Source organism: Flagellimonas profundi, from assembly GCF_017313275.1.
In the GTDB taxonomy this organism is placed as follows: domain Bacteria; phylum Bacteroidota; class Bacteroidia; order Flavobacteriales; family Flavobacteriaceae; genus Flagellimonas; species Flagellimonas profundi.
The window spans coordinates 146,349-167,802 of sequence record NZ_JAFLNM010000003.1 but is presented as its reverse complement, the minus strand read 5'-3'; the positions used below and the strand labels follow the sequence as shown (position 1 = coordinate 167,802).

At 41.4% G+C, this 21,454-nt stretch carries 24 protein-coding genes; 11 read left to right on the top strand and 13 right to left on the bottom strand.

Annotated features, from left to right (window positions below):
- Nucleotides 1–117 precede the first annotated feature (117 nt).
- Together coaD and J0654_RS14145 are read right to left on the bottom strand one after the other, a co-directional pair.
- The gene (gene coaD / locus J0654_RS14150; RefSeq protein ID WP_207029767.1) at nt 118–573 is read right to left on the bottom strand and encodes a pantetheine-phosphate adenylyltransferase; all 456 of its coding nucleotides are present in this window, start codon (nt 571–573) and stop codon (nt 118–120) included.
- A 33-nt stretch (nt 574–606) separates the two neighbouring features.
- Complete coding sequence (locus J0654_RS14145) at nt 607–1,581, bottom strand: D-alanine--D-alanine ligase (RefSeq protein ID WP_207029766.1); 975 nt, start codon at nt 1,579–1,581, stop codon at nt 607–609.
- A gap of 78 nt (nt 1,582–1,659) precedes the next feature.
- Between J0654_RS14145 and J0654_RS14140 the strand changes: the two genes are divergently transcribed.
- From J0654_RS14140 to J0654_RS14115, 6 genes are all read left to right on the top strand, one after another.
- A complete protein-coding gene (locus J0654_RS14140; protein WP_207029765.1) occupies nt 1,660–2,247 on the top strand; it encodes a PASTA domain-containing protein in 588 nt (195 codons plus the stop codon).
- Nucleotides 2,248–2,250: 3 nt separating this feature from the next.
- Complete coding sequence (locus tag J0654_RS14135) at nt 2,251–3,282, top strand: RluA family pseudouridine synthase (protein WP_207029764.1); 1,032 nt, start codon at nt 2,251–2,253, stop codon at nt 3,280–3,282.
- Nucleotides 3,283–3,370: 88 nt separating this feature from the next.
- The gene (gene yaaA, locus J0654_RS14130) at nt 3,371–4,132 is read left to right on the top strand and encodes a peroxide stress protein YaaA (protein WP_207029763.1); all 762 of its coding nucleotides are present in this window, start codon (nt 3,371–3,373) and stop codon (nt 4,130–4,132) included.
- A gap of 173 nt (nt 4,133–4,305) precedes the next feature.
- Nucleotides 4,306–6,855: a phosphoenolpyruvate carboxylase gene (locus tag J0654_RS14125; RefSeq protein ID WP_207029762.1), complete on the top strand. Its 2,550-nt coding sequence runs from the start codon at nt 4,306–4,308 to the stop codon at nt 6,853–6,855.
- 122 nt (nt 6,856–6,977) lie between these two features.
- Nucleotides 6,978–7,673 carry a uracil-DNA glycosylase family protein gene (locus J0654_RS14120; protein WP_207029761.1) on the top strand — a complete coding sequence of 232 codons (696 nt, stop codon included), beginning with the start codon at nt 6,978–6,980 and terminating at the stop codon, nt 7,671–7,673.
- Nucleotides 7,674–7,788: 115 nt separating this feature from the next.
- Nucleotides 7,789–7,986, top strand: a complete 198-nt coding sequence (locus J0654_RS14115; protein WP_207029760.1) for a hypothetical protein — start codon at nt 7,789–7,791, stop codon at nt 7,984–7,986.
- A gap of 72 nt (nt 7,987–8,058) precedes the next feature.
- On the opposite strand, the gene J0654_RS14110 is transcribed toward J0654_RS14115, so the two are convergent.
- The 11 genes from J0654_RS14110 to J0654_RS14060 all read right to left on the bottom strand — a co-directional run bounded on the left by J0654_RS14110 (nt 8,059) and on the right by J0654_RS14060 (nt 18,197).
- Nucleotides 8,059–9,555: a M20/M25/M40 family metallo-hydrolase gene (locus J0654_RS14110; protein ID WP_207029759.1), complete on the bottom strand. Its 1,497-nt coding sequence runs from the start codon at nt 9,553–9,555 to the stop codon at nt 8,059–8,061.
- A gap of 33 nt (nt 9,556–9,588) precedes the next feature.
- Nucleotides 9,589–10,350 carry a tryptophan synthase subunit alpha gene (trpA, locus tag J0654_RS14105; protein ID WP_207029758.1) on the bottom strand — a complete coding sequence of 254 codons (762 nt, stop codon included), beginning with the start codon at nt 10,348–10,350 and terminating at the stop codon, nt 9,589–9,591.
- 104 nt (nt 10,351–10,454) lie between these two features.
- Nucleotides 10,455–11,639 (bottom strand): tryptophan synthase subunit beta, encoded by a 1,185-nt coding sequence (gene trpB / locus J0654_RS14100; RefSeq protein WP_207029757.1) that lies wholly within the window; start codon nt 11,637–11,639, stop codon nt 10,455–10,457.
- An 11-nt stretch (nt 11,640–11,650) separates the two neighbouring features.
- On the bottom strand, nt 11,651–12,301 hold the full coding sequence (locus J0654_RS14095; protein WP_207029989.1) for a phosphoribosylanthranilate isomerase: 651 nt from the start codon (nt 12,299–12,301) through the stop codon (nt 11,651–11,653).
- Between the two features lie 8 nt (nt 12,302–12,309).
- Nucleotides 12,310–13,095: an indole-3-glycerol phosphate synthase TrpC gene (gene trpC / locus J0654_RS14090; protein ID WP_207029756.1), complete on the bottom strand. Its 786-nt coding sequence runs from the start codon at nt 13,093–13,095 to the stop codon at nt 12,310–12,312.
- An 89-nt stretch (nt 13,096–13,184) separates the two neighbouring features.
- A complete protein-coding gene (gene trpD / locus J0654_RS14085; protein ID WP_207029755.1) occupies nt 13,185–14,180 on the bottom strand; it encodes an anthranilate phosphoribosyltransferase in 996 nt (331 codons plus the stop codon).
- Between the two features lie 102 nt (nt 14,181–14,282).
- Nucleotides 14,283–14,852 (bottom strand): anthranilate synthase component II, encoded by a 570-nt coding sequence (locus tag J0654_RS14080; RefSeq protein WP_207029754.1) that lies wholly within the window; start codon nt 14,850–14,852, stop codon nt 14,283–14,285.
- Between the two features lie 2 nt (nt 14,853–14,854).
- The gene (locus J0654_RS14075; protein WP_207029753.1) at nt 14,855–16,252 is read right to left on the bottom strand and encodes an anthranilate synthase component I family protein; all 1,398 of its coding nucleotides are present in this window, start codon (nt 16,250–16,252) and stop codon (nt 14,855–14,857) included.
- Between the two features lie 243 nt (nt 16,253–16,495).
- A complete protein-coding gene (locus J0654_RS14070; RefSeq protein ID WP_207029752.1) occupies nt 16,496–17,068 on the bottom strand; it encodes a YceI family protein in 573 nt (190 codons plus the stop codon).
- A 42-nt stretch (nt 17,069–17,110) separates the two neighbouring features.
- Nucleotides 17,111–17,743 (bottom strand): NAD(P)H-dependent oxidoreductase, encoded by a 633-nt coding sequence (locus J0654_RS14065; protein WP_207029751.1) that lies wholly within the window; start codon nt 17,741–17,743, stop codon nt 17,111–17,113.
- Between the two features lie 7 nt (nt 17,744–17,750).
- Nucleotides 17,751–18,197 carry a MarR family winged helix-turn-helix transcriptional regulator gene (locus J0654_RS14060; RefSeq protein ID WP_207029750.1) on the bottom strand — a complete coding sequence of 149 codons (447 nt, stop codon included), beginning with the start codon at nt 18,195–18,197 and terminating at the stop codon, nt 17,751–17,753.
- A 134-nt stretch (nt 18,198–18,331) separates the two neighbouring features.
- On the opposite strand from J0654_RS14060, the gene J0654_RS14055 reads away from it, so the two are divergent.
- The 5 genes from J0654_RS14055 (at nt 18,332) to J0654_RS18320 (ending at nt 21,454) form a co-directional block, all read left to right on the top strand.
- Nucleotides 18,332–18,886 carry a TlpA family protein disulfide reductase gene (locus J0654_RS14055; RefSeq protein WP_207029749.1) on the top strand — a complete coding sequence of 185 codons (555 nt, stop codon included), beginning with the start codon at nt 18,332–18,334 and terminating at the stop codon, nt 18,884–18,886.
- 6 nt (nt 18,887–18,892) lie between these two features.
- A complete protein-coding gene (locus J0654_RS14050; protein WP_207029748.1) occupies nt 18,893–19,525 on the top strand; it encodes a thioredoxin family protein in 633 nt (210 codons plus the stop codon).
- Between the two features lie 79 nt (nt 19,526–19,604).
- Nucleotides 19,605–19,916, top strand: a complete 312-nt coding sequence (locus J0654_RS14045; protein WP_207029747.1) for a rhodanese-like domain-containing protein — start codon at nt 19,605–19,607, stop codon at nt 19,914–19,916.
- Nucleotides 19,917–19,937: 21 nt separating this feature from the next.
- A complete protein-coding gene (locus tag J0654_RS14040) occupies nt 19,938–21,218 on the top strand; it encodes a DUF2851 family protein (RefSeq protein WP_207029746.1) in 1,281 nt (426 codons plus the stop codon).
- 8 nt (nt 21,219–21,226) lie between these two features.
- Nucleotides 21,227–21,454 (top strand): PspC domain-containing protein, encoded by a 228-nt coding sequence (locus J0654_RS18320; RefSeq protein ID WP_014033469.1) that lies wholly within the window; start codon nt 21,227–21,229, stop codon nt 21,452–21,454.

Genomic DNA, 21,454 nt, shown 5'->3' with positions numbered 1-21,454 from the left:
TGTTGTGAAAACACTTATTCGTGTGGTATTTATCAATTTAAGCTATGTGTGGCAAAAATAAAAAAGAAGGAAATTACCTACAATTGACATTTTCACCTCAAAATGGTATGGATGCTTTTATTTGACCACAACCGTATCGGGAACCAACCCAGTGTAGTCGCCCCCATTCCTTATAACATCTCGAACAATGGAAGAGCTGATGTAGGATTTTCCGGAAGATGTCAACAGAAATACCGTTTCAATTTCGGAAAGCTTTCTGTTGGTGTGGGCAATGGCTTTTTCAAATTCAAAATCCGCAGGGTTGCGCAAACCTCTCAAAATAAAATTGGCATCTATCTTTTTGCAAAAGTCAACAGTCATGCCCTTGTAAGTGGTTACTTTAATTTTTGGTTCGTCCTTAAAGGCTTCTTTAATAAAAGTGACACGCTCTTCCAAGGTGAACATGTAATTCTTTTCTGCATTTATACCGATGGCTATGACCAATTCATCAAAAAGGGTAACACCTCTTTTTATAATATCGTAGTGTCCTAAAGTAAGTGGGTCAAAGGAACCGGGGAACAATGCGCGTCTCATGTTGTGGAATAAAGTTTCTTAAAAATACGGTTTCTATCGCAAAGCTTCAACAATGGCACTGTCAAAAAGCTCCTCAAGTGAAATTCCGGCAGTTTTGGCCTGTTGGGGTAAAAGACTTTCTTCGGTAAGTCCAGGTGTGGTGTTTATCTCGAGAAGGTGTGGCTCATCACCTATAAAAATAAATTCGCTGCGCGTATACCCTTTTAACCCTAGGATTTTATAAATAAACTCGGCCAATTGTATCACATTGGATTCCTGTTTTTTGGAAATTCGGGCAGGGGTTATCTCTTGTGATTTCCCCATATATTTTGCCTCAAAATCGAAAAAATCGTTTTCTGAAATAATCTCGGTGGCCGGTAGTACGGTTACCTTGTTGTTAATAGTTATCACCCCAACGGATACCTCTGTGCCATCCAAAAACGACTCGATGATAATCTGTGTATCTTCTTTGAATGCATTTTCTATGGCATTGCCCAAATCCTCTTTGTTGTGCACTTTGGAAACTCCATAACTACTGCCTGCCCTGTTTGCCTTTACAAAACATGGAAGGCCAACCTTATCCACAATCGCATCCTCATCAATTGTTTGTCCCTTGTTCAAAAAATAAGAGGTGGCGCAAGGAACGCCATAAGGTTTCAGCGTGCTCAACAAGTCCCTTTTATTAAAAGTAAGGGCTGCCTCGTAATGGTTGCATGATGTCTGTGGAATCCCTAAAAGTTCAAAATAGGCCTGCATTAGACCATCTTCCCCCGGAGTTCCATGGATCGCATTGAAGACGCAATCAAAATGAACTTTTTTACCATCATCTTTTATGCTGAAATCGGACTTCTCCATGGGGTGTTCCTTCTCGGCTCCATCCAAATAAAACCAGCTATCCTTTGTTATTATAATTCGGTACGCGTTGTATTTGGTCTTATCCAGATACTTGTACACAACATTCCCGCTTTTGATGGAGATATTGTGCTCGCTGGAGTAGCCGCCCATAATTATGGCAATGTTCTTTTTCATTGAATGTAAAATATCGCAAAGCCAAAATAAAGAAAAAAGGGTTGGCTTTCCTATATTTGTCCCGATAAGGTGAACTACATGAAAAATTTTTTCAACTTTTTAAAAAGCAAGACTTTTCTAATCCAGTTGGGATTGGCTGCAGTGGCCGTTTTGGTTTTGGTGTTCGTTGCTTTGCAATGGCTTAAGAGTACAACCAATCACGGCGAGTTTGTTGAGGTACCCGATTTTTCCAAAATGTCGGTAATGGAGATGCGAAAAGCCGTAGAGGAAGCTGGGCTTAGGTATCAGGTATTGGATTCATCCAACTTTAATCCGGAATATCCACGATTTTCAATATTGGAACAAGACCCGCCAGCAGGAAATAAGGTAAAGGCCAATCGTAAAATTTATTTTACGGTAAACCCATCGGGATACAAAGAAGTGAGTGTCCCGGACATTGTACAGGTTACACAGCGTAATGCAGCATCTATGTTGCGAGCTGTTGGTTTGGATGTAGAACGTGTTACCTATATTGATGAACTCGGTAAGGACATGGTCTATAGAATGAAGTACAAAGGGAAATACATTAAACCTGGTGATCGATTGCCCAAAACTTCCAAAGTCGAATTGATTTGTGGCAACGGAAACATTCCCGGTAGTGCCAGGGTACAGGCAGACTCCAACTAAAGTATGAATACTTCGGACAATCAGGACGAGCTTTCTCAAGATGATCTCTATGAGCATCATGGTTTTGTGGCCTCTAAGGGCCAGGAACCTTTGCGTGTAGATAAATTCTTGATGAACTTTATCGAGAACGCTACACGGAACAAAATCCAACAAGCGGCCAAAAAAGGGCATATTTGGGTGAATGGTTCCATTGTAAAGCAAAATTACAAGGTAAAGGCAGGCGATGAGGTAAAGGTGATGTTCGAGCATCCACCCTACGAGTTTTTACTGACACCTGAGGATATTCCACTGGATATTGTTTATGAAGATGATGTGCTATTGGTGGTGAACAAACCTGCAGGAATGGTAGTGCACCCGGGACATGGAAATTACTCGGGAACGCTAATCAATGCATTGGTCTATCATTTTGAAAATTTGCCCAACAATAGTTCGGACAGGCCAGGGCTGGTCCACCGAATTGATAAGGATACTTCGGGCTTGTTGGTAATTGCCAAAACAGAATCGGCCATGACCCATTTGGCCCAGCAATTTTTTGACAAGACCAGTGAGCGGGAATATGTGGCCTTGGTTTGGGGCAATTTGGAAGATGATGAAGGGACCATAGAGGGAAATATTGCCCGCAATCCCAAAAACCGTCTCCAAATGATGGTGTTTCCGGAAGGGGATGAAGGGAAGGAAGCAGTAACACACTACAAAGTATTAGAGCGTTTCGGATACGTTACTTTGGTTTCCTGTAGGCTGGAAACCGGAAGAACCCATCAGATTCGGGTACACATGAAATACATTGGACATACGCTGTTCAACGATGAGCGCTACGGGGGCGATAAGATTTTAAAGGGAACCACTTTTACCAAATACAAGCAATTTGTGGAAAATGCGTTTAAAGTCTTGCCCAGACAAGCACTGCACGCCAAAACACTTGGGTTTGAACACCCTGTAACGGGCGAGTTCATGCGATTTGATTCCGAACTGCCCGAGGATATGGTGAACTGTATTGAAAAGTGGCGGGGCTATGCAAAGCACCACGAATCATAGTTTTCTTCAATCCCAAGATTGGAAACACCATTGGAATAGGCTTCCAAATAAGTAAAATCCTCGTTATTTTTACAAAAATTAGAACAAGATGAAAATTGTGATATCTCCTGCAAAGTCATTGGATTACGATACGGCTTTGCCTACATCAAAATATAGTCAGCCTAAATTTTTGGAACAAGCGGAAAAACTGAATTCCGTTCTTAAAAAGAAAAAGCCCAAAGCCTTGTCGGAGCTGATGTCCATTTCCGATAAACTGGCCGATTTAAATTGGGAACGCAACCAAAAATTTGAGCTTCCGTTTACCGCAGACAATGCTAGACCCGCTATTTATGCATTCAACGGTGATGTGTACCAGGGTTTGGATGCCTATACCATCCCAGAGGATAAATTGGACCGTCTGCAAGATACTTTACGAATTCTGTCTGGTCTGTACGGTGTGTTAAAGCCTTTGGATTTGATGCAACCTTACCGATTGGAAATGGGTACACAATTAAAGGTGGGCCGCAAAAAGAACTTGTACGAGTTTTGGAAAGACCGGATTACAGAATCCCTGAACAAGGAACTAAAGGATGGAGAGCTGTTCGTTAACCTGGCGAGTAACGAATATTTTAGCGCCGTGGACGATAAAAACCTTAAAGTTCCGGTAATTGCTCCGGTATTCAAGGATTGGAAGAACGATAAATTAAAGGTCATCAGTTTTTACGCTAAAAAAGCACGTGGTTCCATGGTCCGTTATATCTTGGATACGGGAGCCGAAACCTTGGACGATATCAAGAATTTTGACTACGACGGATATCTTTTCAGTGAGGAACATACGGTAAAGAAAAACGAACCTGTGTTCATCCGTTAAAAAACTTTGGTAAAATCCGAAGTAATCTTTAAGTTATACTCGACAAGGCATGTTGTTACGATTGGAGTGCACATGCCTTAAATTGTGATACACTTAAATTTAACCCAGAGGTTACACTTTATTCACGACCTTTGAGTGTTTGTCCATTTTTAACACTAACATAAAACATATTCATGCAGCAGCAGACTAAACGGTTAGAAGAGTTTAAAAAATCGGTAACCAATAAATTCAATATCTATAACAGCCTTTTCTTGAGCTTGCCCTACAAGAATGTCGAAAATGTTGGGATTCTTATTCCCCTATTGCTCGACCAGTGCGAAAAAGGACTCAAGGAGGGTAAAGATCCACAAGAGATTTTGGAGGTGTTCTTCTCCAATTTTGTTGATATTCAGGATGAACGGGAACGGTTGGACTTTATGTTCAGGATAGTGCAATACGTGGAGCGTCAAGTAGTGCTGTACGATAGTGTGGAAGATTCAGCATTTCCTAAACTACAGGAATACAGTAGTTCCTTGACCATCAAGGATTACTTTGAATTGGTGAACCGAACTAAAAATTGGGATAAGGTCTCCAAGAAACTTTCCACCTTTAGTGCACGCATTGTTTTAACAGCACACCCCACGCAGTTTTACACGCCCGCTGTTTTAGACATTATTGCCGAGCTACGCTCATTGATCGATGAGGATCGAATCCATGACATTGATGTGACCTTGCAACAATTGGGGTTAACATCCTTGATCAATGCCAAGAAGCCCACACCTTTGGACGAGGCCAAAAACATTATCTACATTCTTCGTAACACTTATTATGATGCTGTCGGTGAATTGTATCAATATGTAAAAAGCAATATTCGGGACGATAAGTTTGAGAACTATGACTTAATGAAACTTGGATTTTGGCCTGGAGGAGACCGTGACGGCAATCCATTTGTAACGGCCGATATCACCAAGCAAGTGGCAGATGAGTTAAGGTTGACTTTGATGAAGTGCTATTATAACGAATTGAAAAGCCTTAGAAAGAAGCTGACCTTTAAGAGCATGCAAGAGGAAATCAGTGCGTTGAGCACAAAACTCTACCATGCCATGTTCGACCCCAATGCACCCATTTCCTATGAAGGGATTATTGGTCATTTAAGTGTGGTGAGGGAGAAATTGATAGCTGATTATCACGAGTTGTATCTGGATGAATTAGATCAGTTTATAGACAAGGTCCATATCTTCAAAACACATTTTGCCACCTTGGATATCCGCCAAGACCACAGCAAGCACTTGTTGGTGGTGGAAACTGTGCTGAAAAAACAGGGTATCATCAAGGAAAGTATTGATGAGCTCAAAGAAGATGAATTGGTAAAGACCTTGCTTGAGGATAACTTCAAACTAAACCCAAAGGATTTTGACGATGATATTGTGAAAGACACCATTGTTAATATTCAGAACTTAAAAGCAATCCAGGAGAAGAACGGTGAAGATGGTTGTAATAGGTACATCATCAGTAATTCAGAAGATATTTTTGCCGTATTGTTCGTATTTGGATTGTTCAGATGGTGCGGATGGGACGAGAAGGATATCACTTTCGATATTGTTCCGTTGTTCGAGACCATGAAAGGTATGGATGGTTCCGAAGAAGTGATGCAAACCTTGTTTGATATTCCAAAATACAGACAGCATTTGGAACGAAGAAGAGATATTCACACCATAATGCTCGGTTTCTCTGATGGAACCAAGGACGGAGGATACTTAAAAGCGAACTGGTCCATCTTAAAAACTAAGGAGACCTTGAGCAAAGTCTGTAAGAAAAACGGAATCGCTGCCATCTTTTTTGATGGTAGGGGAGGACCGCCAGCACGGGGTGGAGGTAAAACGCACAGATTCTATGCTGCCCAGACCAAGGATGTGGCCAACCACGAGATTCAGTTAACCATTCAAGGGCAGACCATTACCAGTACTTATGGAACAAAAGAGCAATTCATACATAACTCCGAGCAATTGCTCACCGCAGGACTAAGCAACAATCTGTTCGGTAAGGAGCTTACCATTTCGGCAGCACAACGCAAATTGATCGAGGAGCTTTCTGAGCTTAGTTTCGATAAATACGATGCCTTAAAACAGCACGAAAAATTTATACCGTACTTGGAAAATAGAAGTACCTTAAAATATTATACCAAAGCCAATATTGGTAGTAGACCAGGTAAGCGTGGCAATAAAAAGCAGCTGACGCTTTCCGATTTACGAGCAATTTCATTCGTGGGTTCATGGAGTCAGTTAAAACAAAACGTTCCCGGTTACTTTGGGTTGGGCTCTGCCTTTCAGAAGTTGAAGGAGGAAGGGCGATTGAACGAGGTGAAGAAATTGTACAAGGAAGTTCCTTTCTTTAAAGCTTTGATGCTGAACAGTATGATGTCCTTGGCCAAATCCAATTTTGACTTGACCAGTTACATGAAGGACGATCCTGAATTTGGTGATTTCTGGAAGATACTTCACGAGGAATTTGAATTGTCGAAAAAGATGCTCTTGCAGATTTCAGGACTCAAGATTTTAATGGAGGACGAGGCTGTATCGCGGGAATCGGTAGAGATTAGGGAAAAAATCGTATTGCCATTGTTGGTGATTCAGCAAAATGCTCTTTATCACATCACACAAAATTCCGAATACAAAGAATTGTATGAGAAAATTGTGACCCGTTCACTCTATGGAAACATCAACGCCAGTAGAAATTCGGCTTAATGCCTGATTTCTTCTGAGGATAATATAAGTTCAATAGTTATACATCGGTATGATGCCTTTACATTTTGCATCATGCCGATTGTTTATTTTTTTACCCAGATACACAACAGAATACATTCAACTTGAGCTCACAAAGTTTTAAGCACATACATCCTTACGAACCCTTTTTATTGTCCAAGGCCACTAAGTTGATTGTGGGAACCTTGCCACCACCTCGATTTACAACAGGTGAGTTAAAGCCACATGACGTGGATTTTTGTTATGGAAGTTGCAACGGTCAGTTGTGGCCCATTCTGGATAAAATCTTTGATTTGGGTCTAAAATTTGAAAATACGGAGGAAGCGGTTGAGCAACGAAAGCGTTTTTTGGTCGAGCATAAAATAGGGGTCTGTGATATTGTTGAAAGCGCCAAACGCGAAAAAATAGATGCTTCCGATTTAGGCATGCAGCAAGTGGTGCTGCGAGATTTAGTTGGTTATTTGAAAAAATATCCCAATATCGAGACACTTTTGTTCACAGGAGGAAACAGTAAAAATGGCCCTGAATACTTCTTTCGTAAACAGCTAAAGGAATATGGTCTAAAATTAAAAGTTATCTCCGACAAAGTGCCTCGCATCCATCATCTGGAGTTGCCATTTGATTCGGGTATGTCGGTTCGAGCGCAATCAAGAATAATCAAAACCGTTTCGCTGACCGCCCCTTCGGGAGCTGCCAATCGGGCTGTAGGGAGTTTACAGGAATACAAAGACTTAAAAAGTCAAAACCCAGAATTCAATACGGTTGATTTCAGGGTGATGCAGTATAGGGAGTTTTTTTAGACGATAAAAGTTCAATGGATATTTGGGATTGTTCAAATTAAAAGAGCTGTAGGTCAATTTTTATAGGATTTCTACGTTGTATTCAATAACTAAAAGAAATCCCAAAAACAGAACCATGAAAAACTTACTTAGCGTTACAGCTTTATTGTTTACAATTATAATGTTCGCATCATGCACAGCGCATCGCGGAACCGTGAACCGAGGAACTGTTAATAGCAGTACGGCCCCAGGACAAGTGAAAAAAATAACTGGTGCCCAAAGTGCAAAGGCTTATGCACCGGGACAACAAAAGAAGAAAGGCAATAATGAATAGCCGACATACTATGTTATCATAAAAAAGCCCCGTTAGTTCGGGGCTTTTTTATTTGGACATTTTGATCTTTATTTAATTTATCGGCGAAGAAAGGATTCCATAAAAGGCTTTAATGCCATAAGCCAACTGACCAATTTTTACATTTTCGTTCGGGCTATGTTGATTGTTATCCGGATTTACAACGGGCACAATAAAGGCAGGAATCTTTAATTCGTTGATGAAAGGAGAAATAGGTACGGTACCCCCCATGGTACGGATTTGAATCACTTCCTCCCCAAAACTTTGACTTAAGGTGTTAACAATAAACTCACCGTACGGATTGTCCAAATCGGTTCGGAAAGCATCGGTTACGCTACCCTCTTCCACGGTCACAATCTTATCAAATTGCATGCGCTCCTCTTTGGAAGGGACATGATCCAACACTTTATACCCTTGCTTGGTGATATGATTTTTAACCAGTTGTTTCAATCGGTTGCCGTCACTCTCCACAACTAGCCTCAAGTCCAGTTCGGCCGTGGCACTTTCGGGAACAATGGTCCGGGCCTTGTCGCCCACCCAACCAGAGCCCAGTCCACGAATGTTGAGGGAAGGATATTGCAGGGCTTCTTGATAAAACGCCCCTACTTTTTCAGCTGTTTTAAACTGAAGTTTTTCCGAGATGGCCGCATCACTGTCGGGAACACTTTTTAGAATGGAATCTGTTTTTTCGTTAATGGAAATACCATCGTAATAGCCTGGAATGGTCACTCTTCCTTCAGTATCTTTCATTGTAGCCAGCAATTGTGCCAACTGGAATCCAGGATTTGGGGCATAATTGCCATAATGTCCGCTATGTTGCGGCTTGATCGGGCCGTATGTCCTCAGGGTCAATGTGGTGATGCCACGACATCCATACACTACGGTTGGATTTTCAGAAGCATGGACAGGTCCGTCCACGATCATTAAAAAGTCGGAATCCAACAATTCGCGATACTGTTTCACGGCAGCAGGCAAAGGTTTGCTGCTCTTCTCTTCCTCACTGTCCAAAATCACCTTGATATTGAACGGGATTTCCTTGCCATCTTTTTGTAATAGGTCCATGGCATTCAAAAGCATCACAATAGGCGATTTGTCATCGGAAGTCGATCGTCCGAACAAACGCCAATCGTAGTTGATGTCGTCACCCAATTCATCAAAGGAAACTGTTTCAAACCCATCATCTTTGGGAGCTTTCAATACCACTTCATACGGATCGGGCTGATTCCATTTGGAAGGATCTACGGATTGCCCATCAAAATGCATGTAAATAAGTACAGTAGGCTTTTCGCTGTTCATTGGCATTGCCGCAAAGAATAAAGGAAGACCTTCCGTATCCAAAACAGCAGTATTAAAACCTCTATCGCCAAACTTTTGCTTGAGCCACATAATGTTACGGTCAATGTCGGCCGCATCCAATGCATCGTTGGGAATGGCGATAAATTCACGGATTTCGTTGATAGCATCTGCAACTTGTGATTTTATGGCTACATCATCTTGTGCAAAAGCGGAAAAAGCAAGCAAAAGGGAAACTAAGGACAGTGTTTTTTTCATGGAACAAATCATCTTGATTTTAAAAACCGAAATTTAACGAATTTGCTTCACAAAGTCACCAATACCATCCACTCCATTTGCTGTTAAATGTTTGATGAATGCCGAACCAATGATAGCTCCCTTGGCTTTTTGTGTAGCTTGCTCAAATGTTTCCGCATTGCTGATACCGAATCCAACAATTTGTGGATTGTTCAGTCCCATACTTGCAATACGGTCAAAATATTCCGATTGCTCACTACCGAAACCTTGTTTGGTCCCAGTGGTGCTGGCCGAACTCACCATATAAATAAAGCCTTCGGAAGCATCGTCTATGGCTTTGATTCGTTCGTCACTCGTTTGTGGAGTAATCAGGAAAACATTGATCAATCCATGTTTTTTAAAAATGTCCTCATATTCCTCTTGGTAAACATCTAAAGGTAGATCGGGAAGAATGAGACCATCGATTCCGATTTCTTCACATTGGGCACAAAATTCCTCTACACCATATTGCAGCACAGGATTAAAGTAGCCCATCAAAATCAAGGGGATCGAAACCGTTTTGCGAATATCTTTCAATTGCTCAAAGAGCAACGAAGTGTTCATGCCATTCTTAAGGGCGGCCGTTGAACTTTCTTGAATGGTGGGGCCATCCGCCAATGGGTCACTGAACGGCAATCCTATCTCAATGAGGTCTACACCGTTTTTTTCCAAATCTTGAATGATTTTGACGGTATCATCCAGATTGGGGTAACCTGCTGAAAAATATATCGAGAGGATTTTGTTGTCCTCTTGTAGTTTTTGTTTGATTCTATTCATGTTCCGTGCTAGTATTCAAAATTAAAAGTTATTATTCCGCACTTGATGTGGAATCCGGTTTCAATCCTATTTTGGATTCCTGCTTTTGCGGGAATGATGTTCGTTTATAATTTAAAATAATCAATGTAGTTCTGTAAATCTTTGTCGCCGCGCCCTGATAGGTTCACCACCACAACATCATCGGTATTGAATTTTCGGTCCTCGAAAATGGCCAGTGCATGGGAAGTTTCAATAGCCGGAATAATTCCTTCCAATTTACAGAGCTCCAATCCAGCCTTCATGGCATCATCATCGGTAATGGAAATGAACTCTCCACGACCCGAAGCGTACAAATGTGCGTGCATAGGTCCAACCCCAGGGTAATCCAATCCTGCTGAAATGGAGTAGGGTTCGGTGATTTGTCCATCTTGGGTTTGCATCAACAAGGTTTTGCTACCGTGAATAATGCCTACTTTTCCCAAGGCAGATGTTGCGGCACTCTCACCCGAATCAATTCCCTTTCCGGCCGCCTCAACGGCAATGATGCCCACTTCTGGAACATCCAAATAATGATAAAATGCCCCGGCAGCATTACTTCCGCCGCCCACACAGGCCACTACGTAATCGGGGTTTTCCCTGCCTTCTTTTTCTTGAAGCTGATATTTGATTTCCTCCGAAATCACCGATTGAAAACGGGCCACCATATCAGGATAAGGATGCGGTCCCACTACAGAACCAATAATATAATGCGTGTTCACAGGATTATTGATCCAGTCACGAATTGCTTCGTTGGTCGCATCTTTTAAGGTTTTACTTCCCGATGTAGCAGGTCTGACCTCGGCTCCCAACATTTTCATTCGGGCCACGTTCGGTGCTTGGCGGGCAATATCGATTTCGCCCATGTACACCACACATTGAATGCCCATTAATGCACATACGGTCGCTGTTGCCACTCCGTGCTGACCTGCACCTGTTTCGGCAATGATCCTGTTCTTGCCCAATTTTTTGGCCATTAGTATTTGGCCGATGGTATTGTTGACTTTGTGGGCCCCTGTATGGCAGAGGTCTTCTCGTTTTAAGTAGATTTTTGTATTGTACTTTTCGGATAGGCGCTTTGCAAAATAAAGAGGTGTTGGCCGGCCAACGTAATCCTTCAGTAATTGATGAAATTCCTCTTTAAACGAAGGTTCTTCCATGATGCTGAGGTAGTTTTGCCTAAGCTCCTCGCAATTGGGATATAGCATCTCCGGGATAAAAGCACCCCCAAACTCACCATAGTATCCCCGTTCATCAGCATGATAGCTTTTCATTGGTTTATTTTTTAGTTGCGAACGCTCTTCAGCGATTCGATAAATACTTTTAGATCATCTATATTTTTTAGGCCTGGGGCCGTCTCAAATTTACTGTTCACATCAATGGCAAAACAGTTTTTGGAAGCGGAACTATTTAAAAAGTCCTGTAATTTTTCCTTGGAATCCAATCCAATGCCACCGCTTAAAAAGTAGGGTTTGTCGGATGGATATTTTTCCAGGACCGACCAGTCAAAGGTATAACCATTGCCGCCCGGTAATTTTCCTTTGGTGTCAAAAAGAAAATAATCACAGACCTTTTCATAATCTTTCAATACATCAAAATCAAAATCATCCTTTATGGAAAATACTTTGATGATGTCTGGATTTCTCGACTGCGCTCGAAATGACAGAAAGCTGTCTTTTAGTCTAAAGCAATACGCAGCACTTTCCTTTCCATGGAGCTGTACGGCATCCAGTTTATAATGGCCGACCTTCTCCAAGACTTCTTCCAAAGGAGCGTCCACAAAAACCCCCACTTTTTTGATGGAACCGGGCAATGCAGGCATCTCTCCCGAAAAATAACGGGAAGAAGGTTCCCAGAAAATAAAACCCAAATAATCGGGTTGCAATGCTGCTACCTCTACCGGGTTATGATTCATGCCACAAATCTTTAGTTTCATCATTAAGTTTAAGCGATTATTTTCTCAATAAATTTTTTAGCGCTTTCACCGGGTTCGTCTGTTTTCATGAAATTTTCGCCAATCAAAAAACCTTGATAGTCGAACTCCTTTAGCTCGCGAATGGCCTCTACAGAGCTAATGCCACTTTCAGAAACTTTCACAAAATCGTCTGAAATTTTTTTCGACAAGGTTTTACTGATGTCCAAATCAACTTCAAAGGATTTAAGGTTTCGATTGTTCACGCCCAACATATCCAAACTCGGCATCAGGGATTTTTCCAGTTCCTCTTCATTGTGTACTTCCAAAAGTACATCCAATCCCAAACCTTTGGCCAATTCGGACAAGGTCTTGATTTCTCCTTTGGACAATATGGCGGCAATCAGTAAAATGACATCCGCACCATAAGCTTTGGCCTCCACAATTTGATATTCATCTATGATGAACTCCTTTCGCAAAATAGGTATGTTGGTAGATGCTCTTGCGAGGACCAGATCATCCAAGGAACCCCCAAAATATTTACCGTCGGTTAGCACGGACATCCCGCAGGCTCCTGCATCAGCGTAGCCCTTGGCCACATCCTGTACGCTCAAGCTTTGGTTGATCACGGATTTTGATGGGGAGCGGCGCTTGTGCTCGGCAATAATGCCCGAGTTGCTTTTGCGCAAAACTTCCGCCAAAGAAACGGAGGTGCGCTCCATCATCACCGAAGCCTCCAATTGAGGCAGGGTGATGAGCGATTTTTTTAAATCGACTTCTTTGCGTTTATCGGCTACTATTTTATCTAGTATGTTCATTTTTTATTGTTGTCACTCCGCATTTGATACGGAATCTATTTTTTGTGCATTGGACTCCTGCTTTCGCAGGAATGACAATTTCACCAAATTTAGTTTTTACTCAATTCCTGTAATTTTTTTAGGGCTTTCAGTCCTTTACCACCAAACAAGGATTCTTTAGCTTTTTCAAAGCCTTCTTTTGGCGTGGAGCCTTCCACTGTGGCGATGGCGACCCCTGCATTGGCACAGACCACATTGTTTTGGGCATCGGTACCTTTGCCTTGCAAAATATTCATAAAAATTTGAGCGGACTCTGCCACATCTTCCCCACCTGTGATTTCCTCTTGTGAAACTTTTTCCACGCCAAAATCAGCTGGTTTCAACATGGCCTCGGTATGGTTGGATATGGTTTTGGTATCGCCTGTCAATGAGATTTCGTCATAGCCGTCCAATGCATTTAGAATGGTGAACTTTTTGTCCGTGTTCTGATACAGATAACCGTACATTCTGGCCAACTCCAAATTAAATACGCCCACCATCTGATTTTTTGGAAATGCAGGATTCACCATAGGTCCCAACATGTTGAAAAATGTTTTCACCGCCAACTCTCTTCGGATGGGTGCCACATTTTTCATTGCAGGGTGGAACAAGGGAGCGTGCAGCACGCATATACCGGCTTCCTCAATGGTCCTTCTCAGAAAATCGGCCTCATTGCTAAATTTGATTCCCAAAAATTCCATGACGTTGCTGCTACCACATTTGGAGGAAACCCCGTAGTTTCCGTGTTTGGTCACATGTATTCCGGCTCCTGCGGTCACAAAAGATGCCAAAGTGGAAATATTAAAGGTGTCTTTACCATCTCCACCTGTTCCACAAAGGTCAATGGGGTCGTACTCGGCAAGATCAACGGCCAAACAGAGTTCCAAAAGGGCATCACGAAAGCCTTCAAGTTCTTCAATGGTCACACTTCGCATCATGTAAACCGTCAAAAATGCGGCAATTTGTGAAGTGTTGTAATCTCCCTTGGCAATGTTCACCAATATTTGCTTGGCATCTTCCTTGGGGAGAATCTCGTGATTGATCAGTTTATTTAAAGTCTCTTTCATTGTTCTTCTTTGTCATTCCTGCCAGGGCAGAAATCTATTTATTGTTGTTTTGGATTCCAGCCTCTCCTTTGTCTGTGCTCAGGTTGACAGCTGGAAAATATATCATTTACTCTCCAACCAATTCTTTAGCATTTGCTTTCCTTCTGGTGTTAAAACGGATTCTGGGTGAAACTGAACTGCTGTTACATCGTATTCCTTATGTCTAAGGGACATCACTTGTCCGTTTTCATCCACTGCGGTTGTTTCCAACACCTCTGGTAAATTGGGGTCCACTACCCAAGAATGGTACCTTCCCACTTGGAGCGTTTTTGGCATATTGGTATAAATGGGGTCGTCCTTGGTCACGGTTATCGTGGTATCCACTCCGTGGTATACTTGGTCCAAATTGATCAAGGTGCCACCGAACACTTCTCCGATTGCCTGAAGCCCCAAGCAAACTCCAAAAATACGTTTGGTAGGCGCATAAGTCTTAATGATCTCCTTTAAAAGTCCTGCTTCATCCGGAATTCCCGGCCCAGGTGAGAGTACAATGTATTCAAACGGTTCGACTTCATCCAAAGTGAGCTGGTCGTTCCGTTTTACGGTTACCTCGCAATCCAAATCCTCCAGATAGTGTACCAAATTGTAGGTGAAACTATCGTAGTTGTCTATCATTAAAATCTTCCTTCCCATACTTAGATCGTTTCGGCAATTTCCAGTGCTTTGTTCAATGCACCCAATTTATTGTAGGTTTCTTGTAATTCATCATCAGGATTGGACGCTGCGACCAAACCTGCTCCTGCCTGATAATATAGTTCGTGGTCCTTACTCAGAAAGGTCCGGATCATAATGGCATGGTTAAAGTTGCCTTCAAAATCCATGAACCCAATAGCTCCTCCATAATAGGAACGGCTTGTTTTTTCATATTTCTCTATGAGCTGCATGGCCATATGCTTGGGTGCTCCGCTCAAAGTTCCCGCAGGAAAGGTGTCGGCGACCACCTTCATGGTAGTGCTGTCCTTTTTCTTTTGACCTGTTACTTTGGATACTAAGTGGATAACATGTGAGAAATATTGGACTTCACGATAGGTTTCCACGTTTACCGTGTTTCCGTTGCGGCTCAAATCGTTTCTTGCAAGATCTACGAGCATCACGTGCTCGCTATTTTCTTTTTCGTCCTGAGCCAGTTTTTTGGCCAGTTCGGCATCTTTTTCATCGTTTCCTGTACGTTTGTAGGTTCCAGCAATGGGGTGAATCTCCGCTTTGCCATCTTTTACGATCAACTGGGCTTCCGGGGAGCTGCCAAAGATTTTGAAATCACCATAATCAAAATAAAATAGGTAGGGGGAGGGGTTAATGGACCGCAATGCTCTGTAGACATTGAACTCGTCTCCCTTAAATTTTTGTTTGAACCGTCTGGAGAGCACCAATTGAAATACATCGCCCCGTTGACAATGTTTTTTGGCCAAGGCAACTTGTTCTTTGTAGTCCTCATCTTTCAGGTTGGATTCCGGTTCCCCTTCTTTATTAAAATTGTACGATGAAAAGGTGCGGACGTTGAAAAGTTGTTCCATTTCCTCAACATTGCTTTCGGAGTCGTAACAATGTGCGAACAAGTAGGCCTCATTTTTAAAGTGGTTGATGGCTATGATGTTCTGGTACACCGCATAATAGATATCGGGAATATTGGCAGAGTCTTCTTTCTTGGAAATTTCTATATCCTCAAAATAACGAACGGCATCATAGGCCATATACCCGAACAATCCGTTGTAAATGAATTTGAAACCATTTTGCGTGGTCTTGAACTGTTTTCCAAAGTGGTGAATCATTTCGGTAACGTCGGTTTCAGGAGTGATTTCGGTTACTTTTTTGGAGCCATCGGGAAAACGTTGTGTAATGGTTTCGTTTTCCACTTTAATGGATGCAATGGGATTGCAGCAGATATATGAAAAACTGTTGTCGTTGGCGTGGTAGTCGCTACTTTCCAAAAGAATACTGTTCGGGAACTTGTCCCTGATCTTTAGGTAAACGCTCACGGGTGTAATGGTGTCCGCGAGGATTTTTTTGTAATGCGTCTTAAGCGTGTAACTCATTTTGGTACTTATATAAATTAAAAAAGGCTTGTCGTGATGACAAGCCTCTTGTATGGTTATAATGGGGACTTAGCTCACGACGTTTGACGTAAGTTTATCCACCACCAGTTATTTGCTATTCTGTTATTCATTGTGCCAAATATAGGGAGGAATTTTTAACGGGACAACAATGTTTTGTTTAAAATAAAAAATCCCGTCCAAGAATTACTCGGGCGGGATTTCCACACACTAAAAAGGAGTTGATTACATCTGTAGATCAACTACCAAATCAAACTCATCGTAGATCAATTTGTCCTTGGCTGTCCCAATGATTCCAGATCCGTATTTTACGTCGTACTTTGTTCTGTCAACTTTTAAGGTGGCAGTGGCTTTGTCACCATAAACGGAAACCTCAAAAGTCACAGGCTCAGTGTTACCTTTAATGGTAAGGTCACCAGTTACATCGTAAGAATTTTTCCCTGTTGATTTTACGTTGGTGAAAACCAATTTGGCCGTTGGGTGATTGGCAGTGCCAAAAAAGTCATCGGACTTCAAGTGACCGTCCAACTTGTTTTTGTAATCACCTTCCAAATCGGTTGCATTGATGCTTGTCATATCTACAACAAACTCACCGCCAACCAATTTTTCACCGTCAAATTCCAAAGCACCTGACTCCAAGCTGATAGTTCCTGTGTGGGAACCTCCAACTTTGTAACCTTTCCAAGTTACGGTGCTTTCGGTAGTCTTTACTTCTTTGGTTTCTTTTTCAAGTGGGTTGGCTATTGCCGATGCTCCAAAAAGGGTGACCAATGCTAAGCTTAAAATTGTCTTTTTCATAATTGTTTTAATTTCTGTTTTAAATTGTAAAGGTTTCAATATTTATATAAGGGTAAATAATTCTTCTTTTGATTTTCGGACTTTGGGTAAATGCTGAGTTGCATCTTCCTCGGAACGGTATCCCACGGTCAATACAACGGCTGCGTTAAGGTTTTTCTCGTCCAGTCCTAAAATCTCGTTGTATTTTTCGGATTCAAAACCTTCCATCGGACAGGTGTCAATTCTTAATTCTGCGGCAGCCTGCATTAAATTTCCGAAGGCGATATAGGCTTGTTTTGCTGTCCAGGTGCTTTTGGTCTCTGCAGGGAGATCCATTAGTTTGGACTTCATAAAATCAGAATATCCCTTTAGTCCATCCATGGGAATCTCTCTGGTTTTGCTTACGTTCTCCAAGTAATCGTCTACAAGTTCTTCACCAAAATTTGTTGCATTGGCAAATACGATAATGTGCGATGCATCAGTGATTTGGGATTGGTCCCAAGAAACTGGTTTTAATTGCTCCTTTACCTTTTGGTCAGATACCACGATAACATGGTAAGGTTGCAATCCATAAGAAGATGCGCTCAAACGGGTAGCTTCCAGTAAGGTATCCAAATCTTGCTCTGAAACTTTTTTGTTTGCATCAAACTTTTTGGTGGCGTATCGCCATGTTCTATTTTCAATGACTGTGCTCATGCTGTTTTTAAAATTTATCTAATAATTCGTTTAATTTTTCTAAATCTTCTTTGCTGAAGTTTTGATAGATTGCCTGATGTGCAACTTCCAATGACTTATCCATTTGCTCCAAAGCTTTAAGTCCAGAATCCGTAATCACTATCTCAACTTTCCTTCTGTTCGAAGGGCAAACGGTTCTGTTTACAAAACCCTTTACCAAAAGTTTATCCACTAATCTTGTGGTATTGCTCATTTTGGTGACCATACGCTCGTTTAAGGTGGATAGGTTGGCAGGTTTGCCTTGTTGACCCCTTAAAATTCGCAATACATTGAATTGTTGCAGAGAGACTTCAAAAGGTTTAAGGGCAGCGTTCATTGCTTCATTGATTTTATTATGTACCAATTGCAAATGAATCAAGGTCCTGGGTTCCAATGGAATTTTTTTTGAGGTCTTTATTATCTCTTCAACATTCATGTATAAACAATATTTGTATATACAAATGTAATCTTATTTGGAATCTATATCCAAATATTTGATTGATAAATTTTTGTTAAAGAGTGAAAAAGCGAACTGGACTTCTATATTTTTAAGCACGTAAAAAACAGATAATGAACAAGTTATTTACTTTGGGGTTGATAGTTTCCATTTTTTCGGGCTGTGCCGAAAAGAAAGAGCAAAAAAAAGAAACGGTTGAAACTCTTGGCAACGAAATTGTTATGGAAGAAGCCGAGGAGAGCACAGATGTTAAGTTTCCCGTGTATGATTTTGATGGCTTTGAACCTATGCTCCACAAAGAAGATGATAAAACCTACGTTGTAAATTTCTGGGCCACTTGGTGCAAACCCTGTATTGCGGAAATGCCCTATTTTGAGCGAATCAATTCAGAACAAAAGGACAATAATGTAGAGGTAATACTTGTCAACTTGGACATGCCCAATATGTGGAAGACCCGTTTGGAACCTTTTGTTGAAAACCGGGGAATTCAATCCAAGGTGGTTATCCTAGACGACCCAAAACAAAACGATTGGATACCAAAGGTATCCGAAGAGTGGGGTGGTGCCATTCCCGCGACCTTAATATATAATAAGGATAAACGAACTTTTTACGAGCGTGGTTTCACGTATGAAGAGTTAAAAGAAGAGTTGAATAAATTCACAAAATAATCGATTATGAAAAAGACAAGGATTTTTGGAGGAGTTGTCTTGTTCTTGGTAGTTGCAGCATCTTTTGCCATGGGATTGAATAACGGGGGTGAACATAACATGGAGGAGGGTTATAAAGTTGGCGATATGGCCGCCGATTTCTCATTGAAGAATGTGGACGGCACTATGGTATCACTATCCGACTTTAATACTGCCAAAGGCTTTCTGGTCATTTTTACCTGCAATACCTGCCCGTATGCACAGGCTTATGAGGATAGGATTATTGCGCTGGATGCCAAATACAAACCCAAAGGCGTGCCGGTTATCGCAATAAATCCGAATAACCCTAGTGCCAAACCGGGAGACAGTTTTGCAAAAATGAAAGAGCGCGCAGCCGAGAAAGGCTTCACTTTTCCATATTTATTGGATGAGGGGCAAAACGTATATCCCCAATATGGGGCAACGCGCACGCCACATGTTTTTTTATTGGAAAAAACCGTATCCGGAAACAGGGTGAAATATATCGGTGCCATTGACGACAATTATCAAGATGCATCACAAGTGGACGAAACTTTTGTGGAGAATGCCGTGGATGCAATGTTGGCAGGAAATGAAATCAATCCGAAAACAACGAAAGCCATTGGATGTGGAATTAAATAGCGTACCATCAAAATAATACAACAAGAAATCCGGAGGAATGCTCCGGATTTTTATTTTTGCAGAACATAAATTGAAAAAGATGGCAGATTTATCACAAGAAGAATGGGCAGAGCAATTACAAAATGATGACAATGCCTTTATGTTGGATGTTCGAACTCCTCAAGAGTTTGAGGAAGGTTATATCCCAGGTGCTGTAAATATTGATATTTACTTAGGGCAAGAGTTTATGGAGGAACTGGGAAAATTGGACAAGTCTAAAAACTACTACGTTTATTGTAGATCAGGGGCCCGAAGTGGACAAGCCTGTGCCATAATGAACAGTATCGGAATTGAAAATGCCTATAACTTGGAAGGAGGCTTTATGAATTGGGAAGGCGAAAAGGTAGAGTAGATCTCCATTTATCCCAAATCAATGCGAGAAGACCTACTTTATTTTATTTGGAAGCATAATAAGCTTCCAACAGATCAGCTATGTACCGGTAAGGGTGAAACCATCTCTATAAAGGCAACCGGAACGCAAAACATGCTTGCTGGGCCGGATTTTTTTAATGCCAAACTAGAAATTGATGGACAGCTATGGGCCGGTAATGTAGAGATGCACCTTAAGTCTTCTGACTGGTATGTGCATCATCATGAAACAGATGAAAATTACGACAATGTCATCCTACATGTTGTTTGGGAGGATGACATTGCTGTTTTTAGGAAGGACGGGTCCCAAATTCCCACTTTGGAAGTGAAACAATATATTACAGACCAACTTTTGAATGGCTATCGGGACTTGATGAATAATTCGCGAACCAGTTTTATCAATTGCGAAAAGAATCTAAAAGATATCGATTCCTTTTTGGTCGAAAACTGGCTGCACCGGTTGTATTTTGAAAGGTTGGAGCACAAGTCCAAATTGATCTTGGACCTGTTAAAGGTTTCCATGAACGATTGGGAGGCGGTACTTTTTATGCTTTTGGCCAAGAATTTCGGGTCCATGGTCAATGGCCCATACTTTTTGGAGCGGGCACAACAATTGGATTTTTCCATAGTGAGAAAAACAACCAACGGGCCCTTGCAATTGGAAGCTTTGCTTTTTGGCCATTTTGGACTCTTGAATGTATCCGATTGTACGGATAACCATTATCTACAACTCCAAAAAGAGTACGAGTATTTGGTACATAAATTTGGTTTGAACAAGAATGGATCCAAACCAGAATTCTTTGGATTACGGCCTTTAAATTTCCCCACCATACGAATTTCCCAATTGGTCAACTTATATGAAGGGACCCATAGTGTTTTTTCAAAATTGATGGGCCTCAACAAGCTGGAAGAAATTTATCAAGCCTTCGAGATTTACGCGGGATCTTATTGGGATGATCATTATACTTTTGGCAAGGTATCTAAAAAGCGGGTGAAGAAAATATCCAAAAAGTTTATTGACCTTGTTGTGATCAATACCTTGGTGCCCCTTAAATTTTGTTATGCAAGGCATTTGGGAAAGGATTGGAACGAAGAGCTTGTCGCATTGGTCTCCCAACTTGGTACGGAAGACAATTCAATCATTAAAAACTTTGATAAAATTGGTTCAAAAACCAAAAATGCACTGGAAAGTCAGGCAAAGTTGGAACTTTATACCAATTACTGTGCTAAAAATAAATGCATGCAATGTACCGTGGGTACGCAATTATTGAATAGAAATACATAATTTTAACCATGTCTTTATTTTACAATACCCTTTATTACTTTCAAAAAAGAGGCTTCGAGGTTTGCAGGCGTATTGCCGAAAGGCTTGGTATTCGCGCCCGTGTTGTGCGTACCAGCTTTATTTATCTAACCTTTGTTACTTTGGGTTTTGGTTTTGCGCTTTACCTTTTTATTGCATTTTGGCTTCGGATTAAAGACTTGATCTATACCAAAAGAACATCTGTATTTGACCTGTAA